This is a genomic window from Psychrobacter sp. PAMC 21119, from assembly GCF_000247495.1.
Taxonomy (GTDB): Bacteria; Pseudomonadota; Gammaproteobacteria; order Pseudomonadales; family Moraxellaceae; genus Psychrobacter; species Psychrobacter glaciei.
This window is the reverse complement of sequence record NZ_AHVZ01000011.1, coordinates 242,555-267,072: the sequence shown is the minus strand read 5'-3', so window position 1 is coordinate 267,072 and position 24,518 is coordinate 242,555. Positions and strand designations below refer to the sequence as shown.

Sequence of the window (24,518 nt, the reverse complement as noted above, 5' to 3'; positions counted from 1 at the left end):
CCGTTATTCATTAACGGTGGTTTTTTATTATTTGGCTATGAATTAAAACTCACCTTTGGCACCTTGAAAATGTGTTTTATTCAAGTGCAGCATTGAGATGCAGTAAATTATGAATAAAAAGAAGAATACGCTAGCAATTGAAGTATTAGTATTGATGTTCAAGGAGCTTACAACCCCTGTGACTACAGCTCCAAAAGCAATCATCAGACAACCCTGAAGGCTAGCTGCTGCCCCTGCACGGTCTTTGAATAACGACATTGAAACACTCAAAGCGTTAGAAAATATAAGACCTTGGGAGAACGCAATGATAATAATCCCACCTAGAAGGTGAATTAAAGATACTTCTTTAGGACTCATTGCAATGACTACAATACCAAGAAGAAACACTCCACCTCCAAAAATCATTAATTTATTAGATTGAAAATGACTTATTAGAAATCTATTTGAAAGTGTTCCTGTTAAGTATGCCAACCCCACAAATAAGGCTGTTGTTCCGAAATATTGAGCGGACTGGTTTAAAGTATTTTGTATAATATACGGTCCTACAACGTTCCAAAGTAAGAATGCTGAGAAACTTGATCCAAGTACCAAAACTGCTGTCATAAAGCAAGAATCGAATAAGATGGGTTTAAAACCTGAAATTATGTCAGTTACTTTCCGTCTTTCACTTGTAGGTAACGACTCTTTGAGTTTCCACAAAACCAGGCATAATATGACAATGCCATAAGCTGCATATAAAACAAAATTATATCGCCATCCAAAGTTATCTTCGATCAAACCCCCTATATAAGGTGATATTACAGGCCCTAAACCGAAAGCCAAACTCAAGTACGTAATTGCAATTACAAATCTAGTTCCTTTTATATTATCAACCAATAACGCTCTTGCAACAACTTGACAAGCACCGATAGAGAATCCTTGAAGAGCACGAGCGCACAGCAACATGCCAATTGATGACGAAGTAGTAGCTAAAACACTGCCTCCTATGAAGATAGAAAGACCCAAAACAACCGCAGATTTTCGACCTATAGCATCTGCCATTACTCCAAAGAAAATCTGCCCTATGGCATAGAAAACCAATGTAATAGTGATTGTATACTGCATCATTGATGGTGAAGCTGAAAATTCAGCACCTATAGAAGGTAAGCTTGGAGCATAGAGATCAATTGCAATCCCTCCCAAGCTATTAATAAATGGTGCTAAGAAAATTATAAAGTTTTCATAACGTATATCTTTTTTCATTAACCAACCCCTTAAATATTTAAAATAGCTCTTTATTTTTAGATGTTCATTATTTTTTTTGATGAGTATTCACTTGATAAATGCAACTATCTAAATGCTAATATTGGATTGAGAAGCCTTTTGGGGAGAATTTCATACATATACCCAATAAAAGTAAAACTCCAACAATCATCCCTATCCATGCATTGGTTAAGTTACTGGATGCATCAATTAAAGCGCCAGCCATAAAGGGAAATGTTGAAGCGATTAGATATCCACCACCTTGAACAAAAGCTAAAAGAGAGACTGCTTGTTTAGAGTCTGAGGAATAGTCTAGCGCTACTATTAAAGACAATGGGAATAAAGCACCAATACCTAGACCTAAAGTTATGACAGTTAGTAATGGATGTTTTGATGGGACATAAATCAGTAGCAATAAACCTATTAATATTAGTAGCAGAGTTGTAAATAAAGGCTTACGGCGATCGGGGAATTTTTTGATAAAAATGGAAACTAATATACCCGCCACTACCTCTGCGACTGTCAAAATACTTAATAAAGCCCCGGACGTATTTCTACTCCACCCTAATTGTGTGTAATTTAATGGCAACCAAGCTAATACTAAAGTGTAGGCCCCTGTTCCTATACCGAAGAAAAGCATAAGCAACCATGCGTTCTTAGAACCTAAAGGTAGTGGTAAATATCCTTTACTGTTACTTTTGAAACGCTGCATACCAAAAAAGCAAAATATAATTGCAAACAAAGCAGGAATAGCCATAACAGATAACGCAAAGTTCCATCCAAACACCTCTTCTAAAGGCGAGGATGAAGCAGCTGAGATAGCCGCTCCTCCCATAATTCCTGTTGTAAACAACCCCATGTAGATACTTGCATTATTTGTGGTAACTCTCTTTAAATACGCAGGCATCAAAGTTTGAATTATCGCTATGCCCACCCCTCCAACAATAGAAGTGACAAGAATTGGAAGTGTAGAATGAATAAATAATCGAGAGCCGCAGGAAACCGCTATGGCCAACAACCCAAACAACACACCTTCATATTCATCTACTCTAGCCTGAAATCTGGAGCCTAGAAGCGCAAAACAACCCATCATTGCCACGGGTAATGTTGTTAACAATCCAGCAGTTTGGTTATTAATTCCTATAGCATTTTGTAAAACAGGAACAATTGGAGAGATAGATGCCATGATTGGTCTAAGATTAAGGCCAATAATTATAGTAATAATAGCTAATAGCCATCTGTTGTATATAGACTTACTCATAACCTACCTTTTGTAGGGCTGATAAGTGATCTGGAGTGGCTTTGTTTCAGCATAAATACTCTCAAAACCATAACATGGGATAGGTTGTCGATAATAAGGCTTCTGTATAGGAGAAGACGTATTCATATCAAAGATTCCTTACGAATATATTAAGTAAAATTAGTTTTTTGAGTTACCTAATTAAGGTATCAAACATATAGATCAACATTTTTTGAATTTTAAAATACTTGATTTAATTTTTAAATTATTAGAATGAAGAAGTGACTCTAGCGAGGAAGATTGGGGTTGCAATTGCACGATAAAATTGGACAAAACTCAAAAGTTATATTCACATTAAAAGAAGTGTCAAACTCGAAACCATCAAAATATTGATAGCACAAAACTATATGATATGAGAGGCAGTAGGATTTTTTGATATTGGTCAACCAATGAATAACTTGAAATACACAGCTATCGCAATGCTTGAAAAGGAAGGGATGTTTTAACGTTCTTATAGGTTTTTATGACAGTCGTATTGTTGGCTTTAGCTTGTTATATTATTCTCAATAATGAGCTAATAATTTCAGCATTCAATATTATATATCGCACACGACTAAAGCCTAGTGATAGACAATCTCATTCTGAATAAAGAAATCACCACACCAACTATGCTTTCGCGGAATATATGAAAAAATATGATGGCTAGTATAAGTCAATGTTGCGAGCCTTTCCCACAACGCTCATACCGAAAGATGCTTGAAAATACCGAGAATTAAATGGTGAGGAACGCTAGAAAATAGCTTAGGAGGCTGTTCTGGAGGCACAAGATATAGTAAGAGAGAAGTAGAGAACAATTAAAAGAACGTTCAGTAAGATTGATAATATGTATATGTTTACACCTGAAATTATTAACAATATATAAAACCGCATACTTTTAACAAGCATTTAACTTCAGCAGAGTGAGATGTTCTTCAAGTCAAAAAATATTATTTTTTTATGAATTTAGTTGTTCATCACAATAGAATAAATAGTACACAAGCTTGTCTTTAAACCTTATAATTTAAGGAGTATCTTGACAACTATAGTATTTATTGCGAACAATACTGTGAAATTTATTTGAATACCCGCTGATATTTACTTACTTATTGCCAATTATTAATTTTTTTAGTTCTTTTATATCGGGACTTTCAGACCTTCCTCTAGACCAAACCATATCCAAAGTAAAACTAGGGAAACCTAGAGGTGGGCGGAGAATATTAACATTCTCAGGTATATTAAGTAGTGGCACAAGCTTTCTTGGTAAGCATAATGTAGCTGGGATTTGGTCAATAATATTGATACATGACTGATAACTATTAGTCCTAGCCAGAACCATCCTTTTTTTTCCTATTTTATCTAACCACCCATCTACCATGTTTTTTTCTGATATCCACGGTGTAGGGAATACATGTGGTGAATCACAGAAAAAATCTATATCCATATAACCATTTATGTCAGGATCAGCTCCTTGGTAAGTTGTAAGGCAACAAAAATCATCGCTAACGAGAGACTTCCAGTTTAAGTTTGGATGTAGTTGATGATATCCAGGACCAAAACCTATTGCTATATCTATATCACCAACTACTAACTTATCTAAGGGTAAATCTTGCCCTAAGCGTTGTACCTCTAAAGAAATATTGGAATATTTTTGATTGATAGAACTTAAAATATTTGGTATCAAACACAATTCGAAATATTCTGGGGCGCATATACGCCATACTTTTTGTTCGAAAGGTATGCTTTCAACTGAATCTACACATTGGTTTATTGATTCAACTGTCATTCGCATGTACGGAGTTATTCTTTCAGCCTTTTTACTAGGGCTCATACTGCCATCAGTTGGTATAAACAATATATCGTCGAAGCATTCTCTTAGTTTTTTTAGACAGTAGCTGATAGTAGGTTGACTAACGTTCATTAATTCAGCTGTTTTCTTTGCACTTCTGAGTTCCATTAAATTAAGAAAAACCACGATATCTTGAAAATCTAATTGTTTTAAATGATTATTACACAGCATAATAAGCCCAAACCTTTTGTAATCAATTACAACATAATATTATCTAATAAGTATGTATCTCTTTTATTTTGAATTAACTATAGTACAAGGTTGGTCAAGCAATAAACTATAGTACGACATTAATTGGGTAAAGTGCCACCGCCTTAACTCACAAGGCTTTTCCGTTAGTAACATTGACCACCTTCTGACAACCTTGACCCGATATCTGACTGAATCCTCCTGAAATTTTCTCAACTTTAATTTGAGTGAGAATACGATCTTTTAATGCCTGTACATGCGAGATAATACCAATTAATTTACCTTCTTGTTGTAGGCTGGTTAAGGTATCGAGTGCAATATCAAGTGACTCTTCATCAAGTGTCCCAAAACCCTCATCCAAAAACAGCGAGTCGACGCGAATATTGTGACTGGCCATTTGTGATAGTCCTAGTGCGAGTGCCAAGCTAATAATAAAACCTTCACCGCCGGATAGATTTTTAGTACTGCGAATATCACCACCTTGGTAGTTATCGATGACATTTAGCTCAAGCGGGTTGTTATCGTCATGAATCAGCAAATAGCGATCACTCATCTTTTGTAATTGGCTATTGGCATGGCTAATCATGACCTCAAACGTTAAGCCTTGGGCAAAGGTACGGTATTTTTTGCCATCAGCCGAACCAATTAAAATGTGGAGCTGTTGCCAAACTTGCAGCTTTTGTTTTTGTGCATTGATAGCAACAAGCTGAGCCACTTGTTGTCCTTTTTGGTTGTGATTGTCTGTGAGCTTTTGATCAATAGCCCCGATTTTTTGACTTAACTGATCAATCTCCGTCTGAATATGGTGATGCTGCTCAGCAAGTGTGTCTCGGCTTTGTTCTGTCATAGGGGTGGCAAGCTTTTGCTCTAACGCTTGCTGAGTGACATCCAACTGTAACTTAGCTTGATATAACGCATTATCAATCGCCAATTTGCGTACCTGTAGGGCTTCTCGCTCTTCTTTAGGCAGGCGTGCATTGATAAATTCTGACTCATCCGCGAACTGCGACTCTGCGAGTGAATCAGTAAAGGTTTGTTGCTTACTACCCATCATGACAGTTGCAGACTGTAGCTCCATTTCTAGCTGTTGCTTTCTAGTCGTTAATTGTTCTAATGCTTGCTGAACCGAATCTAACCGCCTTTGTGCTACTACTTGCTTGGCTTTAGCCTCATCAACAGTACTGCGTAATTGCGTCTCTTCGTGGTTTGGGTTTTTACCTGAAAAAATTTCTATTCTAGAGTGGTTTAGTTGTTCAATATCATTGGTTTTATTGGCAATGAAGTTTGTTAGTTTTGCGAAAGCTACTTCGTCGTTGGTAAGCTGATCTTGCTTAGTCTCAATCTGCGCAGCCAAGCTGCTTAACGTATTGGTGAGCTGCTGTTGGCTATTTTTATTCTCATTAAATCTTTGTTTTAACTGATTAAGCGCACTACGCTGTTGACGCAATACATCAATATGACGGTCATAGTCTGCGTTATCGAGCACAGTGTGCTGATCGATACTGTTATCCAGTTGCCCAAGTACGTCTTGAATGATTGTTGGCTCAAAATCGATATTGAAATCATTCTTATATTTATCTACAGGGTATTTGCGCACTAAAGATGAAATTGTTGTCACAGCGGGCGCTAGCTCAGAGAAGTTAGCCAAAATTCTACCGCCGATACCTTCAATTTTCTGCGAGTGCAGCGTGATGTCAGTTGTTAAGTTATTGATATTGCTAATCAGTGCCTGCTGCTGTTTTTCATCATGTTCGATAGCAGTACGGAGCTTGGATGCATTCTCAGTCAGCTCGTCATAATGAAGCAATGTCATCTTAATGGACTGCTTTTGTTCAATAAGCTGCTGTTTAACGGTATCTAATAAAAATACGCACTGCTCAACATCCGAAATATCGGTATTAATGCCGTCACTCATTTGCGCCAATGGCTTGATAATGGCTGCAATCGACTCAGAATAACGATGGTCGGTATTCAACAGCGACGATATGTAACCCTGAATATCACTGCCTAAGGTTTTGGATTGTTGTTGTAGTGGTGCTAGTTGCTGCTGCTGGTTGTTAAGCGTTTCTTGCTTTGTGGCATATTCGATATGGTAGCCCGATAAAGCCTGCTCAAGACTCTCGATACGGGTTTCTAATTCAGCCAGTTGCTGCTGGGTTTGGTTTATTTGAGACGGTTGATTTTGGTTGCTAGTGTCGTTAGTATAATTATTGTCTAATAATGGATGCTGTTTGCCGTAAGGGTGCTCATGTGCACCGCAAAGCGGGCAGGGCAACCCATCCTCTAGTTCTGTTATATAGTCTTCAAGCTTAGCGACTTTTTGTAGTAGGGTTAAATGTGTCAGCTTTTCTTGTCGTTTGATTTTGGCATCTTGAATGTCTGATTGATGGCTAGCCAGCAAACCTTCTAATGTTGTTAACTCATTATTTAGCGTCGGTAGCGAGAGAGTGGTCTTCGTGATTTGGCCAACAATCTCGGACAACTGCTTTATCTTAAAGCTGGCTTGCGAAATTTGATTGCTAATGTGATCAATTTGCTCTTGTTCGCTACGCATACTAGCGATTGATTGATTTTGGAGCAGTGCCGATTGTTGCTGTTGCAAGTGGGTCAATTGCTCACGTTGTTTTACTACCTTCAGTTTATCCGCGGATTGTCGCTCAGATAACTGATCACATTCAGCCTTGAGTTGTTTGGATTGATGATTAAGCGCAAGACTGTTTTCTGTTAAGTGGACATTGTCTTGTAGCAGCCCCTTCAATCGACTACAGCTATTATCAAAGGTTGCTATATCCGTATCGAGGTCGTTTAATTCTTGGTTGTCATTAAAACACTTTTCTATAGTGCTAAGCTGAGTTTTGGTCACTTGCTCTGTTTGTTTGTGGTTAGCGATTTCTTGACGTAATTTGTGAGCATTACTTGCTAGTACATCTTTACGCTGATTATCGTCTACTAGAGACTGTGATAACTGTTTTATATCGGCATCCAAGTCACGCGTCTTGGCAATGACTGGTAAAGTCGTTTGAAGGCGTTCTGTGGCTTGCTTTTCAACAGTGTTGGCATCGTCTAACTGAGTCGCAGTCTGGGTCAGTGCTTCTTGCTGTACTGGAAGCTTATCAAGCAGTTCCTGTTGTTCAATACCTAGCCGTTTAACCGTGTCACGGCTATGACTCAGCTCTCGAAATTGGCTATCAATCTCCAATGCTTTGCTGGCAATGTCTAAGCGCAGCGCTTCAGGAGCGAAGTCTTGCTGTGCCTGCTGCGCTGTTGCAAATTCAGTTTGATAAACAGACAGACTCTGCTGTAACTGCTGAACGTTGTCTAGCCACTGTAGTTGCTCGCTTAGTGTTTTAAAGGTTTTTCGTTGTGTGCTTTGCTGTTGATTAAGATCTTTTAACGCTGCAATCAGCAGTTGTTCATCTTCGATACTTAGTAAAGACAAGCTGTTGACGCCTGCTTGGAGATTGCTTAGCACCTCTTCTTCAGAGCGTTTCTTTTCATGCACATTTAATGATATTTTGGCATAGATGGCAGTGCCCGTTATTTTCTCTAAAATGGCGGCTCTATCACCAATATCAGACTTTAAAAACGCCGCAAAACTGCCCTGTGCCAGCATAATAGATCGGGTAAATTGACTAAAGTCCATGCCGATAAGGTCTTGGATATAGACCGATGTTTTAGATTTTTTTTCTTCTAAAATCTTGCCAGTTTCGACCGCGCTGATTTCATGCTTGATCGGCAATAAGTTGCCTTTGGCTTTTTTGTGAGCACGATGTTGATACCACGAGCATTGATAGCGTGTTGAGTCAATCTCGATGATGACTTCAGCCGAGCATTCACCTGTACCCTGAGTCATGATCTCGTTTGTCGAACCTGTAATATCACCCAATCTTGGCGTTTGGCTATATAGTGCTAAGCAAATCGCATCCAAGATGGTCGTCTTGCCAGCGCCCGTTTGCCCAGTAATGGCAAAGATACCTTCATTAAGAAAAGCGGGGTCACTAAAGTCAATGTGCCATTCGCCTTTTAGGGAGTTCAGGTTTTTGAGTCGCAGTTCAATCAGTCGCATGGGCAGGTCTTATTTTTATATAGAGTAGTGAGAAAATGGCAGTGATGAGAAACAGTAGTGAGAAATTAAGAAGCTATTAATTGCCTCTATAATAAGCTGCTATTATTCGGCCTGAGTGTCTTCATGACGAAGGTTATAAACGATTTGCTCATAAGCATCACGCAAGATTGATTTTTGCTCATCAGGGACACTATGTGCGACTAAGCAACGCTCAAATACCTCTTGCTCATTTAAATCTTGGAGCGTCTCAGAGATCTGCTGTTGATTGAGGACTTTATTATAAGTATGAGTATTTTTTATTTTTAACACCTCACAGGACGAGCCATCTACCATCGATTGAATATGATCGCGCAGCTCACTGACCACTTCATTACCTGTATAAATAACTTCCAGCCAAACGGACTCTGTTGCATCGAGAGACTGAATGGTTTTATCGATAGTCTGCTGAATAGCGTCCAGATCACCTGAGACTTGTGATAACTTTTGAAATTTTGGGATGGGTAGAGAGATGACCTGCATCTGACGTGATTCGTCATAATGTAGTAGGTTAGAGACTAATATGGAGTTATTTGTGGAATTATTTGTAGAGTGGTTACTCTGTATAGCGTTTACTTGACTAGAAATTGAGTCGTCAAAGGCGTTTGGTATAATCGCTTCGCTGTCTGCCGAGTCACCAAAGCCAAACAAGTCGTCCATAAATTCAGTTGCTTGAGCGGCGACTTTTTTAGAAAGTTTCTCTACGGATTTCTCGATAGGCACTACCGTTTCTATCGCCTGAAAACTTATAACTTCATCAATTGCCTTTGACGGTGACATCTCATCAGTAACTTGCTTTGAAGCTTCGCCAAATTTTACCAACAACACCTGTTTTTGCTGGCGAGCTTCTCCAAATCCCATCGCGATAGGCGAGCCTGAATAGCGAATACTCTCACGACCACCGACACGCTGCGGCACATGCAAGTGACCAAGTGCGACATAATCAAAGCATTCATCGAACATATCGGCGGATATTTTGCCCAAGCTTCCCACATACAGCTCACGTACGCCATCATCATCAGTAGTAGTGCCACCAGCCGCGAATAAATGCCCTGTCGCGATGATAGGAATGTGACGTTGGTTTGCTTCGGCTAATTTAGCCTGCTGAGCTTTGGCAATGCTAGCGACTTCATCATAATGGGCGCGAATGCCTTTGATAACGTTTGCGTCTTTGCTATCTGCTGACTCGCCAGCACTACTGCTACGCACATCGCGGTCGCGCAAATAAGGGACAGCGGCGATAATACAATGAGATGTACCATCTATGTCATTCAAAACTAATACTTCGTCGGTTAAGTCGTCACAGGCCGTACCAATCACATGGACGTTTAAAAACTTAAGCACCTGACTGGGTGCATCTAAAAAAGTAGGGGAGTCGTGATTGCCCGCGACTATCACTACGTGCTGACAGCAGGATTTTGACACTCTACCCAAAAACTCAAAATACAATGCTTGGGCTCTATTACTTGGCGTCATGGTATCAAAGATATCACCAGCAACGATTAATACATCGACTTTTTGCGCGCTAATCGTCTCTTCAAGCCAGCTTAAAAATGCCTCAAATTCCTCATAACGCATGCGACCATAAAGCCGTCGTCCCAAATGCCAATCAGAGGTATGGAGTATAGTGAGAGGTTTAATAGGCATAGATTTGGTATCGGCAAGTGTGGACATAGTTGAGCTTAAAGATTTTTAGTAGAAAGCCTTCATTCTAGCAAGAATTATTGCTGTTTGCTCTGCTGCCAAAATAAAACCCTACCAAATATTACTGATAGGGTTTCTTTATGGTTATAGCCCCTTTAGGTGGCTATCGATTAAGTTGAGGAGAGTCACTAATCAATAACCAGTTTCTCGAGTCCATCTTCTTGCTGCGTTGCTAGATTGGCCACCATTGATAGGGCATGTGCTTGCTGCTGCAAGCTTGTTTCTTTAGGTGTCGCAGCTGTACCGCCACGCAACCAATTATTTGCGGTGTCACTGACGTTTTGATTGTGCTGCTGATTCTGTAAGTTATACCAAGCCAAATTATGATGTAGTGCGACCACATCACCCATGATTAGTAAGGCTGGCGTTGGCAGTTGCGCTTTTTCTTGTTGGGCGACAATAGTTGTTAGCGTCCCTGTCAATACCTGCTGGTTTGGCATACTGGCATTAGAGATAATAGCGATTGGTGTATCGGCATTACGTCCTGCTTCGATTAAGCCTTCAGTCAGACGCGGCAGCGAATGCAGACCCATATAAAACACCACGGTTTCATCCGTATTCAAAAAGCTCCTAAAGTTGCTATTGGGCGCGCCAGCCTTTAAGAAGCCAGTGACAAAACGTACTGACTGCGAGTGATCACGGTGGGTAAGCGGAATACCAGCGTAACTTGCGGCAGCATTGGCAGCGGTAATACCGGGGACGACTTGATACGGGACGCCATGGGCGCGCAGGCTTTCAATTTCTTCACCACCACGTCCAAAGATAAAGGGATCACCGCCTTTTAGCCGTACCACACGGCGACCTTCTTTCGCACTATTGACCAACAGCTCATTGATACCAAGCTGAGCGACGGCGTGGTTGCTACGTTTTTTACCGACAAATACTTTATCGGCATCACGGCGACATAGATCCAATACTTGCGGTGATACCAGCGCATCATAATAGACAATATCGGCTTGCTGCATTAAACGTAGCGCTTTAAACGTAAGCAGCTCTGGATCACCCGGGCCTGCACCGACGATATAGACTTCACCGATAGGCGTTTGCTCAGACGATGCAGCTGAATGTTCAGGGTGTTGTTGTGGCTGATCTTTTGAATCAGTCACTGATATCGCTGTTTGTGGAATTTGAGTGTCTGCATTGCTGGTTCTATCAATTTTGGCAGCCGTCTCGTCCAAGTCGGCTTGTAATTGGGCGGCCGCTTGGGTTTCATTACCCGCAAACATCAGCTCACTGACTTGACCTTCAAAAGCACGCTCCCAAAACTGCCGACGACCTGTTAAGGTTGGGATTTTGCTTTTTACCTCAGCACGGAAATCACCTGCCAGCTTGGCAAGTTTACCGTAGCCTTGAGGTATTAAGGTCTCAAGACGTGCACGCAACAGACGTGCCAGTACGGGCGCTTTACCATTCGAAGAAATACCTATCACAATGGGATTGCGATCGACGATGGCAGGAAAAATAAAATCACACAAAGGCGGGGTATCGACCACGTTTACGGGAATATTAATCTCGGTAGCATCGGCATGAATTTGATGATTGAGCGTTTCGTCATCTGTCGCCGCGATGATGACACGCGCGCCTGTCATATAGGTTTTATGATAGTTTTCATAGATGAGTTGGTGCTTGCTATCAGATAGCAATGCTTGTATCTCAGCCATAATGGTTGGTGCCAGTACCGTGATACAAGCCCCAGCACGGCTGAGCAAGTCAGCCTTACGTAGCGCCACATCGCCGCCACCGACGATCAGCACTTTGCGGTCTTCTAATTTAAAAAATAGTGGAAAGGTGTTCATAGCATCACCAGCAATTTATTCAATGTAAAATATACCCCATTATGAGGTATCGCGTGCGACGTCTCACTTAGTGTATTGGCATTAGTATATTCGTTTTTGACATGTTAAAGGTGGTTTTTAATTGAAAAAGGAATAGCCATACAGAATGTAAAAAGCCCTCTCGTTTATGAGAGGGCTTTTGCTTAACTAAAATCAGTCGATATTACAGCTGCGTATGCAAGCCACACTCACGGCTCTCTTCTACTTTCGTTGGATCAAAGTAGTCATGCTCGTTAGGTAGTTTGTGCTCGTCTAAATAAACATCCAAGTCTGCATCTGTTTTTTCAAACAACGGTGCTACTTTCAGCACGCCATCTTTTGATAGACTTAACACATCAAGGCCTTGGCGGAATTCGGTTTGATCTTTACGAATGGCATTGAACCAAACGTCAGGCTTTAGCTCATCTAGTGCACGGCGGAACGGCTCAAGCTTCACTTGTTCAGTGAATTCGTCATGCTGTGGATTATCAATCCCCGGAATGCCATTCATAGTGGCGTCACGATGGGCAGCCGTTTGTTTAGGGATATACGTAATGACATTTAGACCTAAATCTTTGATGACTTTATTAGCAAAACGATAAGTGGCATCGGTGTTATAACCAGAATCTACCCATAATACGGTAATATCAGGACGTTGCTTGGCGACTAAATGCAAAATAGCAGATTCATAAGGACGGAAGTTCGTCGTGATAATTGGGTTTTTAGCTTGCTGCAATGCCCATGCTACGATTTCTTCTGGTGATTTACCTTGTAGCGCTTGGTTGGCTTGGTCAAGGTCTAGATTTGGGTGTAATTGACTCATAATACGTTCCTTAATTGTTGTTAATATAAAAAATGGTTAAATAAACAAAATATTTAAAAGTAAATAACGGCTACTGAATAGTAATATTAAGCGCCTGAAAACATCGGCAAGTCGGCAGCGTTGCGACCATCATAACTGCTAGCAAGCGCATTGAACGCTTGACTGATGTCAGAGATAGACTGCATATCGTGCTCGCTAAGTACAAAAGTGTCGGCACCCGCGCGCAGTAGATACGCAATTTGGTCACGGCCAAACTTGCCTGCCATACGAATCTCGCCTTGAAAACCGAGCTGACGCAATGTTTGCGCGAAACTAAAACCACGCCCATCAGTAAAGGCTGGTACATGAATCACAATCAAATCTTGCTTTAACAAAAAGTCTGTCAATCCTGCCAGCGCATCAGTATCGGTGTCTGAGGTAATCCAAACACCAAGACGGCTAGTATGCTCGCCCAACAGCTCATATACTTGCTGCAATAGTCCGCCAGCGAGCGTGCCTTTAGCATCCAGTAAGTCTGCAAGTGGTAGGACGACATCGAGCTTCTCTTGCTTTTGTAAGGTCTCGAGCAGCGATATCTCTGTGAGAGCGATACCATCTGGTATCTCATTGGTGGTAAGCGCATGCCAAGTATCAGTCTGACTGATATCGACACCATCACTATTTAGTACATGATGATTACCCATAGACCTTCTCCTTAAATGGAGCGATACCGACGCGATCGACCAAATCAGTAAAGAGTTCTACGTCATTGTCATTACTAGCACGCAGCTCTAAATAAACGTCCAAAATCTTTTGTAGGGTAGTAGCGACATCATCAGCTGGCACTGCTTTGCCCAATATCTTGCCGATTTTGGCATCACTGCTTGAGTTACCACCCAAACTAATCTGATACCAGTGTTCGCCTTTTTTATCGACACCAAGGATACCGATATCACCCGTGTGATGGTGCGCACAAGCGTTCATACAGCCGGACATGTTTAGACGAATCTCACCCAAGTCATAAAGGTAGTCGAGATCATCAAACTGTTTCTCGATTTGCTCAGCGATATTGTAAGTCGTGGCATTGGCAAGCGAGCAATAATCCCAACCTGGGCAGACAATCATGTCTGTTAAGGTGTTTATATTGGCACGCGCTAAATTAAGCTCAGTCAACTGTTGCCATAGCTCATACAAATGATTGGTTTGCACGTCAGCAAACACTAAATTCTGCTGATAAGTACCGCGTAACTCCCCAAAGCTATATTTATCTGATAAGTCAGCGAGGGCATCCATTTGCTGCTCGTTGACATCGCCCGAAGGCACATAGCTTCCGTCGACCAACCCTGCTTTTAACGAAATAACAACGGCACGGTAGCCCGACACTTTATGCGCGACCGTATTTTGATTGTACCAATTGGCAAAGTCTTTATCGGCATTGAGTTGCTGCTGCAAATCAGACTGTGCTTGCAGAGCGTCGAAGGCAACATAATCAGGCTCGCTAAAGAAACTGCTGGCAGTGGCAAAATTTTCGTCTGTTAAGGTCAGCGCACCATCTTTGGTATGCGCTTCCCACTCTGCATCGACTAATTTGGCAAAGGCAGGTCCGCCCATGCTCTCCACCAATATTTTAATACGGGCTTTAAATTTATTATCGCGGCGACCATGCAGGTTATAAACACGCAAGATAGCATCTAGATAACTGAGCAGATGCTGACGCGGTAAGAATTCGTTAATCACTTTACCAATCACTGGTGTACGACCAAGACCACCGCCAACCAATACTTCAAAACCAATCTCGCCTGCTTCATTGGTTTTTAGGTGTAGTCCCACATCATGCACTTGCGTCGCCGCGCGGTCATTGGCTGTACCAATAACAGCAATCTTAAATTTACGCGGCAAAAAGGCAAACTCAGGATGAAAGGTTGACCACTGACGAATAATTTCACAATAGGGACGTGGATCTGCAATCTCTTCTTGATGAATACCAGCGTAAGGATCAGTGGTGGTATTACGAATACAGTTGCCCGACGTTTGAATGGCGTGCATCTGTACCGATGCCAGTTCTGCCAATATATCTGGAACTTCCTCTAACTTTGGCCAATTCAACTGGATATTGGTACGGGTCGTGAAGTGCCCATAGCCTCTGTCATATTTGCGAGTAATCTCTGCCAATTTACGCAATTGGTAACTGGCTAGCAGGCCGTAAGGAATAGCAATACGCAACATCGGCGCATAACGTTGGATATAAAGGCCATTCTGCAAACGCAGGGGCAAAAACTGATCTTCTGGCAGCTCACCGGCCAAAAACCGTTCAGTTTGGTCGCGAAATTGGGCGACCCGTTCCTCTACCAAGGTTTGGTCAGCGTAGTTATATTGATACATGACGTAATCTCAATTTTGTTTTTAGACTTAAAAGCAGCGACGAAAATGATTTGCGTGTGTAATAGATTTTGTTGCCGATCGCAATGTGAATAATTCAGCTTTACATCATATAAGCTTGTGCCAAAAAACATAAATTCCTTTAAGACATATCCATATCCAAACACAGCATAAATTTTCATAACGAAAGTTAGGTAGCCTATGCGTATTCTATTTATAAGCCAATTTGCTAAGCCAATTTACCAAGTATAATCATTTATTATTAAGGTTTTAAATCAATATGACATCTTCAGTCCTCAATCAAGCAGCTTCAAAACTAGTCCCTCCTCATGGTAGCAGTGAGCTTAAGCCATTATTATTAACTGGCGACGCCCGTGATCAAGCCTTGGCACTTGCCAGCACATTACCGACGATTACCTTAAGCTCTCGTGAGCGTGGCGATTTGATTATGTTTGGTATTGGTGGCTTTACCCCGCTAAACGGCTTTATGAATCAAGCCGACTGGCAGGGTGTGGTTGATAACATGCGTCTGCAAAGTGGTGAGAATGCTGGCTTGTTTTGGCCGATTCCAATCACCTTATCTGCACCAACAGCCACAGCTGATAGCCTAAATCAAGGTGATAAAGTCGCGTTGATCGCTGAAGACGGTGAAGTGATGGGCATCTTGACGGTTGAAGAAACCTATAATATTGATAAAGAACACGAATGCCAGCAAGTATTTACCACGACAGACTCTGAGCATCCGGGCGTGCAGCAAGTGCTAAACCAAGGCGATGTCAACATCGCAGGTAGCGTAGAAGTGCTGAGCGAAGGCGAATTCCCAGCCTTATACCCAGAGATCTATAAAACGCCTGCGGAGACGCGCGAAATATTGGATGCCAAAGGCTGGAAAACAGTCGCAGCATTCCAGACGCGTAACCCAATGCATCGCTCACATGAATATCTTGCCAAGATTGCTATCGAGATTTGTGATGGGGTGTTGATACATTCATTGTTAGGTGCGCTCAAGCCAGGTGATATTCCTGCTGACGTGCGTCAAGAAGCCATCAAAACGTTGATTGACAACTACTTTAGACAAGATACGGTGATTCAAGCGGGTTATCCACTAGACATGCGTTATGCTGGACCTCGTGAAGCGTTACTACATGCGGTATTCCGTCAAAACTATGGCTGTAGTCATCTGATTGTTGGTCGTGACCATGCTGGTGTTGGCGATTATTATGGTGCCTTTGATGCTCAGACTATCTTTGAGCACGTTGGCAAAGACGATCTGATCACTCAGCCGTTAAAAATTGGCTGGACGTTCTGGTGTAATGCTTGTAATGCGATGGCATCAGACAAGACTTGCCCGCATGACGCTTCTGAACATGTCAAAGTGTCAGGTACTAAGCTACGTAAAGCACTATCAGAAGACGAAGAGGTGCCAGAGAACTTTAGCCGTCCCGAAGTACTAGAAATTTTGCGCAATTATTATGCCGGTATCGCTCGTGAGGAACGTGCTGAGGTTAAGCTCACTGGTGCATCAGCCGTATAATTAATTTGTATCGTTGATAAATAAAATCAGTCATAAAAAAAGGTGTCAGACTTATCGTCTAGCACCTTTTTTATTGTCTACAGTAAAGCTTAACGTCATTGAATGTTAATTCAGCTCTAAAGCACCCGAAAGCTTCTCATAGTTTCCGGCTAGCGTACCGCCACCTGAGCAAAAATAGTTCAATGCATATTTATCTGGGCTATCAATGGTCAGCGTATCGTCTTTAAATTGAAAGAATACATTGTTGTCATTGCTGTTATTTATCTTGGTCTGAAAAATAATGCCGTGTGCATCATCCTGGCCCAGCAAGGTCGCCTTACCATCAAAATGACAGGTTGGTTTTTTCACATCACTGCGGGCGCGCACTTTTATAGTAATGTCTGTCGCTCCGTCAGGTCTCACTATAATACCCACCCAATCATAACCTTGCTTGCGAGCCGCATAACTCTCTGAGGCGTAGTCACCAACGACTTTTTGCACAGCAGGTGTCGGCATAACAGCAGTACTTTTCACGTTGCTATCACCGTAGTTATCATTGCTATAACTACAACCGCTGACGCTAATAAGGATAGGGCTGGCAAATAATAATGCAATAGAAAGTACTGAGCGGAGTTGGTATTGAATCATATGGTCGCACCTTGTGGTTAAGTGAATGATAGGTATTGCTCCTGCCTGCTTATGCCAAGTGCTTCACTCGATAAGCTAATTTGTCACTAAGCGTTCATGAAACAAGCTGCTAGCATGGCTCTCATTATACTCAATATTAAATTCAAAAAGCCAAATTCACTGAGCAATAGCCATTGAGACCGTAATAAGTATTTTAATAAAAAATGGTCGCATCGAAACTAAAAGATATGAAACTCGAAACTATAGAGAACATTTATGCAAATTAATATCAACAAAATCTCATCTCGCATTGGCAGTATTGCTGGTGCCCCATCATTATCTCAAAGCGTACAACCACGCATCCTAATGATTGGCAGCGCATTGACAGCGATGATGCTAATTGCAGGTTGTAGCCCAACGCAAGCCACGCAAAACGAATCTGCCAGTGGGCAAAAAGACATCAGCTTACTGAACGTCTCTTACGATGTGTCGCGCGATTTTTACAAAGACTATAACGCGTTATTCAGTGCGAATTATCAGAAAGAAAATCCAGACAGTAAGATCGATATCAACCAGTCACATGGTGGTTCAAGTAAGCAAGCCTTGTCGGTTGCCAATGGTTTGCAAGCCGATGTGGTGACCTTCAACCAAGAAAGCGACATGAACTTGTTGGTTGAAAAAGGCTTGGTCGCAGCCGATTGGCAACAAGCCCTACCGAATAATGCCGTTCCTTATACCAGCACTATGGTGCTATTGGTACGGAACGGCAATCCAAAAAACATTCAAGATTGGTCGGACTTGGCGCGTAATGGTATCGATGTGGTCATCCCGAATCCAAAAACCAGTGGTACCGCGCGTTATGCTTTTTTGGGCGCTTATGGTTATGGTCTGCATCAATTCAAAGAAAGTGTGGAAAATCCTACCAAAACGGATGACTTTATCAAGAAACTATTGGCAAACGTCGTTACTTACGACAATGGTGCACGAGCAGCGACGACCAGCTTTACCCAACGCGGGCTAGGTGATGTACTTATCACTACCGAAAACGAAGCGCATCTGGCGGTGAAGCAGTTCGCAAAAGGAAAAGTTGACATCGTTTATCCGAGCTACTCGATTGTTATTAAAAACCCCGTTGCCGTAGTGACCGCTGTCACCGAAAAAGGCGGTAAAACTGAGGCCGCAACCGCTTATCTCAAAGGCTTATGGGATACCCCCGCACAAGAACTCATGGCACAGATGTATATGCGTCCTAGTAATGAGCAGGTATTAGCAGCGCACAAAGACACCTTACCTGATATTGACACTTTTGAGCCAGTCGAAGTTTTCGGGTCTTGGGCACAGATCATGGACACATTCTTTGTCGATGGCGGGCGTTTCGATCAGCTGGCACGGGTAGAGTAGAGGGCAACCCTTAAGTAATTGATAACTTTATCTATATCATACAGTTATTCCATTTTGGCAATAACATACACATATTCATCATTAAACATAATAAGATGGCGCTGTTAGCATACCTGCATTACATAAAAAACAGACATCTCAGAGGTATTTATGACATACGCAGCTCGTTATCAACAAAAAAACAAAGCGCTGAGCGCTCTAAGTGTCGCTGGCGTGGCGTTGACACTTGGACTTGCTGGCTGTAGCAACAGTGAGCAGGCAGATACGACTGCCAATGCTGATGGCACAGCCACGAGTGCAGAAGGTCAAAATATCGAGCTGTTGAACGTCTCTTATGATGTGGCACGTGATTTTTATAAAGACTACAACCCACTGTTCGTTGAGCACTATAAAGCTGAGAACCCAAACGATACTATCCTAATTAAGCAGTCACATGGTGGCTCAAGTAAACAAGCACTGTCAGTGGCCAATGGTTTGCAAGCGGATGTTGCGACGATGAACCAAGGCTCGGACATTGAATTGCTTGAGAAAAAAGGGTTGGTTGAATCAGATTGGGAAAGCAAGTTCCCAGATAATGCCGTGCCATTTACCAGCACCATCGTATTTTTGGTGCGTAAAGACAATCCAAAAGGCATCAACGATTGGGAAGATTTGACTAAAGATGGCCTTGAGATTGTGATGGCTAATCCGAAAGTTACTGGTAATGGTCGCTATGCATTCTTAGGGGCTTATGGTTATGGCTTACACGCCTTTAATAACGAAGAAGCACCAGCGAAAAAATATGTAAAAGATATGCTTAAAAACGTGAAAGTTTATGAGAATGGCGGACGTGCAGCGACAACGACTTTCGTTCAGCGCGGTATTGGTGATGTCTTGGTAACTTTTGAAAACGAAGCCAACCTTGCCGCCACTGATTTCGGTGCGGGTAAAGTTGACATCGTTTATCCTAAATACTCTATCAAATCAGAAAGCCCTGTTGCGATTGTTAAGTCGGTGACGGACAAGAAAGGTACGACTAATGCAGCAAAAGCCTATCTTGATTATTTATGGAGCGAGCCTGCTCAGCAATTGGCTGCTGACCTTTACTTACGTCCTAGCGTAAAAAGCGTTCTTGATAAAAATGGTGACAAATTACCACCGGTTGAAACTTTCCGTCCAAACGATGCGTTTGGGTCATGGGATGAGATCATGGGCACTTACTTTAGTGATGGCGGCGTATTCGATCAGTTAGCAATTAATGCCCCTCAGTAGCCAGTCTGCTATGTTTTAAACGTACTGTCGTTACCAGCTCAGCAATTCTAAAGTAACGTCCAATCATATAAAGGACATGGCACCCGCGCTATGTCCTTTATACCATAAGCGTACTAATAATAAATTTGATAAAACGTGGTCTTTACGATAAGTACCATCAGATAGGCAATAGGACATTACTATGAGTGCACCACTATCTTCTGCCAACAAACCCCTGCGAAACAAAGGGTGGCTGAACCGTTTGCGTCAGCGCAATGTGCTGCCAGGGTTTGGTCTGAGCATGGGTATCACCGTCTTTAGCTTATCGTTACTGGTGGTACTGCCGTTTGCTATGATGGCTTATACCACAACGCAAATGGGCTGGACCGGCTTTTGGGAAACCATTACCCAGCCGCAAGTGACCGCTGCTATAAAATTAAGCTTGTGGATGTCGTTCTTAGCGATGCTCACTAATATGGTGTTTGGTACGTTGGTCGCTTGGGTACTGGTGCGTTATGAGTTTTGGGGCAAATCTTTAATCAATGCTTTGGTTGATTTGCCTTTTGCACTGCCAACCGCTGTCACCGGTATCTCTCTTGCCACTCTTTACGCACCTAATGGTCTGATTGGTCAATGGTTCGATAAATTCGATATTCAGGTGGCTTTTACGCCTATTGGTATTTGGCTCGCCTTAGTAGTGGTCAGCTTTCCGTTTATTGTTCGTGCGGTACAGCCCGTACTGGCCGAGCTATCGGTTGAGTTTGAAGAGGCATCTGCGGTATTAGGCGCAAATCGCTTTACCACTTTTCGTAAGGTTATTTTACCAGAGCTGTTACCCGCTTTACTTATGGGTGCAGGCATGATGTTTGCTCGTGCGACTGGCGAGTATGGCTCGGTGATTTTTATCGCTGGTAACATTCCGATGCAGTCTGAGATTTTACCGCTCATTATTATCAGTAAACTTGAGCAGTTTGATGTTCAGGGTGCCTCCGCCGTGGCGTTATTTATGCTGCTGATCTCATTTGTGATTTTATTGACCATCAACATCGTACAGTGGAAACTGTCGCGCCGTGTAGGAGCTCGCTAAGATGCAGATATCCAATAGCTACGATTATCAAAGTAATCCAGCGACTAAAGACAGCCCATGGATTAGACGTACCTTTATCGCGATTGCTGTTTTATTCATGGTTATCATGTTGGTGGTGCCATTGTTTGCGGTGTTCTACGAAGCCTTTAAAGGTGGTTGGCAGCTGTACATTGCCTCGCTGGTCGATCCAGAAGCCTTGCAAGCCATTAAGCTGACGTTAATTACCGCTGCTATCGTGTTACCTATTAATATGGTGATGGGTATCGCGATTGCATGGTTGGTGACGCGTTATCAGTTTAAAGGTAAGCAGCTGGTCACGACCTTGCTTGATTTGCCGTTTTCGGTGTCACCAGTGGTCGCCGGTTTGATGTTTGTGTTGTTATTCGGCCTTAACTCTACCGTTGGTGGCTGGCTTGAGAGCATGGGCTTTCAAGTGATTTATGCGGTGCCAGGGATTGTGTTGGCAACGCTATTTGTGACCTTTCCCTTTGTGGCACGTGAGCTGATACCGCTGATGCAGACACAAGGCGATAGTGAAGAGCAGGCCGCACTTACTTTAGGTGCTACTGGTTGGCAGACTTTCTGGCATGTGACCTTGCCCAATATCAAATGGGCATTGCTCTATGGTTTGATTTTGACCAATGCGCGGGCGATGGGTGAGTTTGGTGCTGTTAGTGTGGTCTCGGGTCACATTCGCGGTGAGACCAATACCATGCCGCTCTTGGTCGAGATTGCTTACAATGATTATAATTTTACCGCGGCTTTTGCCTTATCAAGTTTACTTGCTGCGCTCGCTCTAGTGACGCTACTGATACAACAAGTCATGACCAAAGTACAAGAGCGTAAATTTGCCAAATCTGAACGGCTGGCAAGTGCCCCTGAGTTGCCAGTGAGTGCCAATGCGACCGTAGCAAAGAACGAAGATAACAGCCTATAAATGGTTCAAGTAGCTGTTAATAGTTCGCTACTTATATTTAAATAAAACAGTAATCGAAGACAATCTGCTACGATCAGACAAAAGATATAATAAGAGACACTATTATGAGCATCGAAATTAGGAACGTTAATAAAAGTTTTGGCAATTTTACTGCCTTAGACAATATTAATATCACTGTGCCTACTGGTAAATTGACGACATTATTAGGCCCCTCTGGTTGCGGTAAGACAACACTGTTACGTATCATTGCTGGGCTTGAATATGCGGATTCGGGACAGATATTGTTTGATGATTTAGACGTTACCAATACGCCGGTTCAAAAACGCCATATCGGCTTTATGTTTCAGCACTATGCCTTGTTTCGCCACAAAAATATCGCCGATAATATCGCCTTTGGCTTAACGCTGTTGCCAAAGAACGAACGACCAAGCAAAGCCGATATCAATAAACGGGTGGCAGAGTTGCTAGAATTAGTACAGCTGCCGCAAATTGCCAATGCTTACCCGCATCAGTTATCTGGTGGTCAGCGCCAACGTATTGCACTAGCACGAGCACTGGCGGTAAAACCAAAGTTATTACTACTGGATGAGCCGTTTGGCGCACTTGATGCCAAGGTACGTAAAGAGTTGCGTACTTGGCTAAAAGACATTCATCATGATCTTGGCATTACCAGTATCATGGTGACCCATGATCAAGAAGAGGCGCGCGCAATATCTGATGAGATTGTGGTGATGAATCATGGTCATGTTGAGCAGGTAGGTACTTCAGAGGAGCTGATACACCATCCAGCTAACGCTTTTGTCAGCGACTTTTTAGATTTAGTATAATCAGAATTCTTTAAACCATATAGTCAGTGCAAAGTAATATCGATACATCAGCAGTATCGCAGCATTTTTGGGATGTTTTGACTATATCTCATTGCATTTTAGCTATGTTTAAGACAACCAGTCTGTGCAGTTGCTGTCATTTGCAAATAAAAAAAGACCTAAGTTATTAGGTCTTTTTTGTGGACTAAACTATTTATAAGTGTCAACTTAAAGGGCGGAGCAATGACCAACCAACAACCTAGCAGATAGTAACGCTTAATTAATAGCTTATAATTACCTGCTATCCTAATCGCTTACCATCTAATCACTTAGTCGTAGTAACTACTTAATAGTAACTACGCGAATTAATAGTAACTACGCAAGTTTTTTCGTATCAACGTCTAAGTCTCTGAGTGAGGTTTGCTCATGAGTGATGTCTAAGATATCTTGGCACCATTCAGGCAGGTCATCTGCCACTTCATACCACATCCACGTACCGTCGCGAACACAGCTTAAAATGCCCAATTTTTTCAAATGGTTTAAATGGCGAGAGATGGTTGGCTGCGGTTGATCCAATATTTCTACCAATGAGCCTACACAGCGTGCCTCTTTTTTGAATAAGATTTGGAAGATTTTTAAGCGTGTCGGATCAGATAAAACTTTAAACAATTCGATAGGTTGTATCGTAAAATTATTATCAGACATAGGGTAGTCCCAAGAGAGCTTTTATTAATAGGATGTCAATATAACAGCAGTTATCAATAAAATCGATTAAAAAGTAAGCAAAATTACACTTCGTCGCCAATTTAATACCGTTAAAAATGTTCGGTTACATGATCGTATGTATGCAGTTACATGAATTGAGTTTTTACTAAGACTCAGTAGCGATAGATTTATGCCAAACAGATAGGTCAATGCTATTGCAAATGGTAATAATTATCGTTATTATAATGACTAACAAGATAAAGTGTTGAATATCAAGTAACCTATACCGTCCAAAACACATCTCTTCATTTTTAAGTACTTCAGCAACACATATAGTAACCATCGTAGGAGCAAGCACATGTACGTATGTATCTGTAACGACGTAAAAGAAAAGCAAATCAAAGCTGCCATTGCTGCTGGCATCGATACCCTTGACGGTCTAAAAGATACCCTTGATGTTGCGACGTGCTGTGGCTGCTGCGAACCTATGGTCAACGATTATCTTGATGAACACCATGCTAGATTAGATGTCCTAGCTTATGCCGTTTAACGATTATTAGATAAACACCGCTTGCGCATGACAAGTAGTCCTACCTTCGAACAACCGCCTCTTCTATTATCGCTGTTTACTCTTTATAGCTAAATTAGCTGTTATAAAGGGTAGGGCAATTATCATGCTTATATCCCGCACCGAACTTTCTCTATATTGCTCAAATACCTGTTGAGCGTCTTAAAAAAAAGCTGGCTAATTATGATTCTCAATTAGCATCTTATTCTTAGTTAATAACGTTACAAGTCATACAGCGTCTATATGCTACTATATCTGTCTTGCTTTAGAAGACTTTTTGTTGTTTT

Annotated in this window: 18 protein-coding genes; 7 read left to right on the top strand and 11 right to left on the bottom strand. The window is 41.9% G+C overall.

What is annotated here, in order from left to right; genetic code table 11:
• Positions 1-42: 42 nt before the first annotated feature.
• The 9 genes from RH96_RS05040 to RH96_RS05000 all read right to left on the bottom strand — a co-directional run bounded on the left by RH96_RS05040 (position 43) and on the right by RH96_RS05000 (position 15,360).
• The gene (locus RH96_RS05040; protein ID WP_010198051.1) at positions 43-1,242 is read right to left on the bottom strand and encodes a multidrug effflux MFS transporter; all 1,200 of its coding nucleotides are present in this window, start codon (positions 1,240-1,242) and stop codon (positions 43-45) included.
• Between the two features lie 97 nt (positions 1,243-1,339).
• Positions 1,340-2,503, bottom strand: coding sequence for an MFS transporter (locus RH96_RS05035; RefSeq protein WP_010198049.1), 1,164 nt, complete (start codon positions 2,501-2,503; stop codon positions 1,340-1,342).
• Between the two features lie 1,117 nt (positions 2,504-3,620).
• Positions 3,621-4,538: a LysR family transcriptional regulator gene (locus tag RH96_RS05030; protein ID WP_010198047.1), complete on the bottom strand. Its 918-nt coding sequence runs from the start codon at positions 4,536-4,538 to the stop codon at positions 3,621-3,623.
• Positions 4,539-4,686: 148 nt separating this feature from the next.
• Positions 4,687-8,622: an AAA family ATPase gene (locus tag RH96_RS05025; RefSeq protein ID WP_010198046.1), complete on the bottom strand. Its 3,936-nt coding sequence runs from the start codon at positions 8,620-8,622 to the stop codon at positions 4,687-4,689.
• 102 nt (positions 8,623-8,724) lie between these two features.
• Positions 8,725-10,332 (bottom strand): exonuclease SbcCD subunit D C-terminal domain-containing protein, encoded by a 1,608-nt coding sequence (locus RH96_RS05020; protein WP_227500939.1) that lies wholly within the window; start codon positions 10,330-10,332, stop codon positions 8,725-8,727.
• A 158-nt stretch (positions 10,333-10,490) separates the two neighbouring features.
• Positions 10,491-12,158, bottom strand: coding sequence for a uroporphyrinogen-III C-methyltransferase (cobA, locus tag RH96_RS05015; RefSeq protein ID WP_010198044.1), 1,668 nt, complete (start codon positions 12,156-12,158; stop codon positions 10,491-10,493).
• 202 nt (positions 12,159-12,360) lie between these two features.
• The gene (locus tag RH96_RS05010) at positions 12,361-12,999 is read right to left on the bottom strand and encodes a phosphoadenosine phosphosulfate reductase family protein (protein WP_010198043.1); all 639 of its coding nucleotides are present in this window, start codon (positions 12,997-12,999) and stop codon (positions 12,361-12,363) included.
• A gap of 86 nt (positions 13,000-13,085) precedes the next feature.
• The gene (locus RH96_RS05005) at positions 13,086-13,682 is read right to left on the bottom strand and encodes a DUF934 domain-containing protein (protein ID WP_010198042.1); all 597 of its coding nucleotides are present in this window, start codon (positions 13,680-13,682) and stop codon (positions 13,086-13,088) included.
• Positions 13,675-15,360, bottom strand: coding sequence for a nitrite/sulfite reductase (locus tag RH96_RS05000; protein WP_010198040.1), 1,686 nt, complete (start codon positions 15,358-15,360; stop codon positions 13,675-13,677). The genes RH96_RS05005 and RH96_RS05000 overlap by 8 nt, the downstream gene beginning before the upstream one ends.
• Positions 15,361-15,637: 277 nt before the next feature.
• Between RH96_RS05000 and sat the strand changes: the two genes are divergently transcribed.
• Positions 15,638-16,891, top strand: a complete 1,254-nt coding sequence (gene sat, locus RH96_RS04995) for a sulfate adenylyltransferase (protein ID WP_010198038.1) — start codon at positions 15,638-15,640, stop codon at positions 16,889-16,891.
• A 105-nt stretch (positions 16,892-16,996) separates the two neighbouring features.
• Here the strand turns inward: sat and RH96_RS04990 are convergent, their stop codons facing one another.
• Positions 16,997-17,518 carry a hypothetical protein gene (locus RH96_RS04990; protein ID WP_010198035.1) on the bottom strand — a complete coding sequence of 174 codons (522 nt, stop codon included), beginning with the start codon at positions 17,516-17,518 and terminating at the stop codon, positions 16,997-16,999.
• A gap of 255 nt (positions 17,519-17,773) precedes the next feature.
• On the opposite strand from RH96_RS04990, the gene RH96_RS04985 reads away from it, so the two are divergent.
• The 5 genes from RH96_RS04985 to RH96_RS04965 all read left to right on the top strand — a co-directional run bounded on the left by RH96_RS04985 (position 17,774) and on the right by RH96_RS04965 (position 22,979).
• The gene (locus tag RH96_RS04985; RefSeq protein ID WP_010198028.1) at positions 17,774-18,898 is read left to right on the top strand and encodes a sulfate ABC transporter substrate-binding protein; all 1,125 of its coding nucleotides are present in this window, start codon (positions 17,774-17,776) and stop codon (positions 18,896-18,898) included.
• 150 nt (positions 18,899-19,048) lie between these two features.
• Entirely contained in the window at positions 19,049-20,149 is a 1,101-nt protein-coding gene (locus RH96_RS04980) for a sulfate ABC transporter substrate-binding protein (RefSeq protein ID WP_010198026.1), read from the top strand.
• Between the two features lie 181 nt (positions 20,150-20,330).
• Positions 20,331-21,215: a sulfate ABC transporter permease subunit CysT gene (gene cysT / locus RH96_RS04975; protein WP_010198024.1), complete on the top strand. Its 885-nt coding sequence runs from the start codon at positions 20,331-20,333 to the stop codon at positions 21,213-21,215.
• 1 nt (position 21,216) lies between these two features.
• On the top strand, positions 21,217-22,152 hold the full coding sequence (cysW, locus tag RH96_RS04970) for a sulfate ABC transporter permease subunit CysW (RefSeq protein WP_010198022.1): 936 nt from the start codon (positions 21,217-21,219) through the stop codon (positions 22,150-22,152).
• A gap of 104 nt (positions 22,153-22,256) precedes the next feature.
• Positions 22,257-22,979, top strand: coding sequence for a sulfate/molybdate ABC transporter ATP-binding protein (locus RH96_RS04965; RefSeq protein ID WP_010198021.1), 723 nt, complete (start codon positions 22,257-22,259; stop codon positions 22,977-22,979).
• A 354-nt stretch (positions 22,980-23,333) separates the two neighbouring features.
• Here RH96_RS04965 and RH96_RS04960 read toward each other — a convergent pair whose 3' ends face one another.
• A complete protein-coding gene (locus RH96_RS04960) occupies positions 23,334-23,663 on the bottom strand; it encodes an ArsR/SmtB family transcription factor (RefSeq protein ID WP_010198020.1) in 330 nt (109 codons plus the stop codon).
• 358 nt (positions 23,664-24,021) lie between these two features.
• Here RH96_RS04960 and RH96_RS04955 point away from each other — a divergent pair, with 358 nt between their 5' ends.
• Complete coding sequence (locus RH96_RS04955) at positions 24,022-24,213, top strand: bacterioferritin-associated ferredoxin (protein ID WP_010198018.1); 192 nt, start codon at positions 24,022-24,024, stop codon at positions 24,211-24,213.
• Positions 24,214-24,518: the final 305 nt, after the last annotated feature.

Coding starts and splice junctions, on each gene's coding strand:
- RH96_RS05025 (WP_010198046.1), bottom strand. CDS start 8,622: ATGCGACTGATTGAACTGCGACTCAAAAACCTGAACTCCCTAAAAGGC.
- RH96_RS04955 (WP_010198018.1), top strand. CDS start 24,022: ATGTACGTATGTATCTGTAACGACGTAAAAGAAAAGCAAATCAAAGCT.
- RH96_RS05030 (WP_010198047.1), bottom strand. CDS start 4,538: ATGCTGTGTAATAATCATTTAAAACAATTAGATTTTCAAGATATCGTG.
- cobA (WP_010198044.1), bottom strand. CDS start 12,158: ATGAACACCTTTCCACTATTTTTTAAATTAGAAGACCGCAAAGTGCTG.
- cysW (WP_010198022.1), top strand. CDS start 21,217: ATGCAGATATCCAATAGCTACGATTATCAAAGTAATCCAGCGACTAAA.
- RH96_RS04985 (WP_010198028.1), top strand. CDS start 17,774: ATGCAAATTAATATCAACAAAATCTCATCTCGCATTGGCAGTATTGCT.
- RH96_RS05005 (WP_010198042.1), bottom strand. CDS start 13,682: ATGGGTAATCATCATGTACTAAATAGTGATGGTGTCGATATCAGTCAG.
- RH96_RS04990 (WP_010198035.1), bottom strand. CDS start 17,518: ATGATTCAATACCAACTCCGCTCAGTACTTTCTATTGCATTATTATTT.
- RH96_RS05020 (WP_227500939.1), bottom strand. CDS start 10,332: ATGTCCACACTTGCCGATACCAAATCTATGCCTATTAAACCTCTCACT.
- RH96_RS04980 (WP_010198026.1), top strand. CDS start 19,049: ATGACATACGCAGCTCGTTATCAACAAAAAAACAAAGCGCTGAGCGCT.
- cysT (WP_010198024.1), top strand. CDS start 20,331: ATGAGTGCACCACTATCTTCTGCCAACAAACCCCTGCGAAACAAAGGG.
- RH96_RS04960 (WP_010198020.1), bottom strand. CDS start 23,663: ATGTCTGATAATAATTTTACGATACAACCTATCGAATTGTTTAAAGTT.
- RH96_RS05035 (WP_010198049.1), bottom strand. CDS start 2,503: ATGAGTAAGTCTATATACAACAGATGGCTATTAGCTATTATTACTATA.
- sat (WP_010198038.1), top strand. CDS start 15,638: ATGACATCTTCAGTCCTCAATCAAGCAGCTTCAAAACTAGTCCCTCCT.
- RH96_RS04965 (WP_010198021.1), top strand. CDS start 22,257: ATGAGCATCGAAATTAGGAACGTTAATAAAAGTTTTGGCAATTTTACT.
- RH96_RS05010 (WP_010198043.1), bottom strand. CDS start 12,999: ATGAGTCAATTACACCCAAATCTAGACCTTGACCAAGCCAACCAAGCG.
- RH96_RS05000 (WP_010198040.1), bottom strand. CDS start 15,360: ATGTATCAATATAACTACGCTGACCAAACCTTGGTAGAGGAACGGGTC.
- RH96_RS05040 (WP_010198051.1), bottom strand. CDS start 1,242: ATGAAAAAAGATATACGTTATGAAAACTTTATAATTTTCTTAGCACCA.